4 protein-coding genes and 1 pseudogene are annotated in these 3215 nt (G+C 57.2%); all 5 read left to right on the top strand.

The window, feature by feature from the left end:
* The coding region (locus WBC85_RS10150) for a hypothetical protein (protein ID WP_424436223.1) at positions 1-233 on the top strand (233 nt) is incomplete at its 5' end.
* 17 nt (positions 234-250) lie between these two features.
* The gene (locus tag WBC85_RS10155; RefSeq protein ID WP_424436226.1) at positions 251-1516 is read left to right on the top strand and encodes an NADH-quinone oxidoreductase subunit E; all 1266 of its coding nucleotides are present in this window, start codon (positions 251-253) and stop codon (positions 1514-1516) included.
* Between the two features lie 30 nt (positions 1517-1546).
* Positions 1547-2704, top strand: coding sequence for a hypothetical protein (locus WBC85_RS10160; protein WP_424436229.1), 1158 nt, complete (start codon positions 1547-1549; stop codon positions 2702-2704).
* A gap of 15 nt (positions 2705-2719) precedes the next feature.
* On the top strand, positions 2720-2947 hold the full coding sequence (locus WBC85_RS10165) for a DUF5337 domain-containing protein (RefSeq protein WP_424436232.1): 228 nt from the start codon (positions 2720-2722) through the stop codon (positions 2945-2947).
* A gap of 7 nt (positions 2948-2954) precedes the next feature.
* A pseudogene (locus WBC85_RS10170) lies at positions 2955-3215 on the top strand (NADH-quinone oxidoreductase subunit F); the annotation flags it as partial.

Genomic DNA, 3215 nt, shown 5'->3' on the forward strand with positions numbered 1-3215 from the left:
TGGATCATTCTGCCAATTTCGACGCGGCGGTTGCCTCGATCGGATGCGATTTGAAATTTGAAAGCGATTATCTGCCTGTTGAATTGCAAACGGGTATGAACCGCGAAGAAATACAAGCAATGGCAGCGAACAAAGTGCGTCGCGGTCAAGCTGTGGCACTTGGTGGGGGCGGCGTCCGCTCTACGGTCGGGACCTGTGCGCCCGATGCCACCGCCAAAGTCAAGCAAAGCTAATACGGGAAGATTGATCCATGCTCCGCCGCCTCTCTAAAGAACAGCCCGACAGCTTTGCATTCACCCCTGACAATCAGGCGTGGGCCGAAGCGCAGATTACAAAATACCCTGAGGGTCGTCAGGCTTCTGCGATCATTCCACTGCTGTGGCGTGCGCAAGAGCAGGAAGGCTGGCTAACGCGCCCTGCGATTGAGGGCATCTGCGAAATGCTGGGCCTCGCCTATATTCGCGGGCTTGAAGTGGCGTCCTTCTATTTCATGTTCCAGCTGTCACCGGTTGGTTCAGTTGCGCACATCCAGATTTGCGGCACGCTGTCTTGCATGATTTGCGGTGCGGAAGATTTGATTGCGGTGTGCCGTGAGAAGATTGCAGACAAACCCCATGCGATAAGCGCGGATGGCAAGTTTTCCTGGGAAGAGGTCGAGTGCCTTGGTGCCTGCACCAACGCGCCCATGGCCCAGATCGGCAAAGACTATTACGAGGATATGACTGCCGAAGGACTGTCCAAGCTGCTGGATGATATGGCGGCGGGCAACGTGCCAACACCCGGCCCACAAAATGGCCGTTATTCTTGCGAGCCCTTGTCGGGTCTTACCAGCCTTAAAGAATATGACAGCGGTAAGACGCAGTATAACGCCTCTGTTCAGCTGGCGAGCGATATCGGCGATACGATCAAACGGATTGATGGTACGGAAGTGCCGCTTCTTGCGCCTTGGCAGGGCAAGGGCAGCGCCAAGAGCGTACCGGCCAAACCTGCCGCGAAAGCAAAGGCCAAAGCAGCAGAGCCGAAGCCTGCCGCGAAAACCAAAGCTGATGCAACTGGTGTGACGAAGCAGGAAGCAAAGGCTTCGTCCAAAGCCAAGCCTGTTGCAAAAGCGGCTCCGGCCGATAAAGCCAAGCCTGCGAAAGCGACGCCTGCGAAAGCCAAGCCTGCGACCCGGGCGAAAGCCGCTGCAAAGCCAGCCAAGGCAGAGGTCAGCGCAGCCCCGAGCGCAGCGAAGAAGCCACGCACGATGAAAGCGCCGCGCAAATCAGGCGCGGATGATCTGAAAATGATTAAGGGCGTTGGCCCGAAAATGGAAAACCTGCTGCATAGCCTTGGGTTCTTCCACTTCGATCAGGTTTCCAAGTGGAGCGATGAAGAAGTTGCTTGGGTCGATCAAAATCTTGAAGGTTTCAAAGGTCGCGCGGTTCGCGACAATTGGGTGGAACAAGCTAAAGTGCTTGCAAGCGGGGGCGAGACCGAATTTGCATCCCGTGTCAAAAAAGGCGGCGTATACTAATGCCGTATAAAACGACTGGGAGTGTAACGAATGACTAATCAAGTGAAAGATCCCAAGTGCCAGTTCTGGTGCTGGGCGATCGCCGCTATCGCGGGCGTGCTTATCTTTATCATGTTGCAAAGCATTGCGGGAAAATCCTTCTTCGCTGCTTTGGTCCTGGGGCTTATCGCATTTGGCCTGTTGGGTTTGCTGTTCAACTGGCTGTTCTGTGCGCCTGTTCCGCAATTGGGTGCGAGAACGAGTTCCAGCGCAGCAAACGCAGGTAAAACCGCCGCAGCAGCAGCTGGCGGCGCAGTCGCCGCAAGCGCAGTATCAAGCGCGAGCGCATCTGCTGCAGTAGAGAAACCTGCACCTGCAAAAGCCGCGCCAGCGGCCAGCGCAGAGGCAAGCGCGCCGGCAGCGGCCAGTGCGGCGGCCACAGCAAGTGAAGCAAGCGGTGCAGTCGCATCGACAAGCGCAGCACCCGCTGCAGAGATCAAGCCAAGCGCAGCACTTGCTGGCGAAGCTGATTTGGCTGCGCGCAGGGGCGAATACAAATACGAAGCCCCTGCTGAAGAGGCCAAACCTGCTGCCAAGGGCAGAAAAGGCAAAGGCGCCGGCAAAGGAAAAGGCACCGGTAGCGGCAAAGCAGCAGGCGCAAATGCCGCTGGCGATGCGGTTGCGAAAGGCAAAGGCAAAGGCGGCGGTAAAGGCAAAGCTGCAAAGGCGAATGCCGCTGGTGACGCAACTGCAAGCGGCACTGCCAAGGGCAAAGGCAAAGCTGCGGCAGGAGGCGCTGGCAAAGGTCAGGGCGCAGCGGCCGCGAAACGTAAAGCGGATCGCCAGGCGGCAAAAGCCGCTGAAGCAGCGGCAGCAACGCCAAATTATGATGGCGACGGCAAGCTTGAGGGCGCAAACGAGGGCAAGAAGCCCAAGTTGCGCAAAGCTGCGCGTAAAGGCGGCCCAGATGATCTTAAGCGGATCAAGGGGATCGGTCCAAAGCTTGAGGGTGTTTGCCATACAATGGGTGTATTCCACTTTGACCAGATTGCGGCCTGGACCGCAGATGAAATGGCTTGGGTGAATGCAAACCTTGAAGGCTTCAAGGGTCGTGCAGCGCGCGACAAGTGGGTTGAACAGGCCAAGACCTTGGCTGCGGGCGGCGAGACAGAGTTCTCCAAGCGCGTAGACAAAGGATCGGTCTACTAAGGAAGAAAACGGGCAATGGGCCACGAAGAAACAGAGATAGCATTGGCAAAACAGGGGCGCATGGTCGCGCTTGTGATTGCCGCGACGATGGTGCTCTGGATCGTGGCCCAATGGCTTGGACCGAAGCTGGGTTTGCCCGGCCGGTTCGCACTACTCATCGACTTTGCCGTGCTCGCGGCGATGGTTTGGTCGATGTTTGTTACATATCAGATCTGGCGCAAGCGTCAGGACACGAAAGGATGACCCTAAGATGCTAGCCGATAAGGACCGCATTTTTACCAATCTCTACGGTATGCATGACCGTACCCTGAAGGGTGCGCAGGCGCGTGGGCATTGGGACGGCACAGCCGCGATCATCAAAAAGGGTCGTGACTGGGTTATTGACCAGATGAAGGCATCGGGTCTTCGCGGTCGTGGCGGCGCGGGTTTCCCGACAGGTCTGAAGTGGTCCTTCATGCCAAAGGAAAGCGACGGACGCCCCAGCTATCTGGTGGTGAACGCGGATGAATCC

Origin of the sequence: Planktotalea sp. (assembly GCF_049680325.1) — a bacterium.
Taxonomy (GTDB): Bacteria; Pseudomonadota; Alphaproteobacteria; order Rhodobacterales; family Rhodobacteraceae; genus Planktotalea.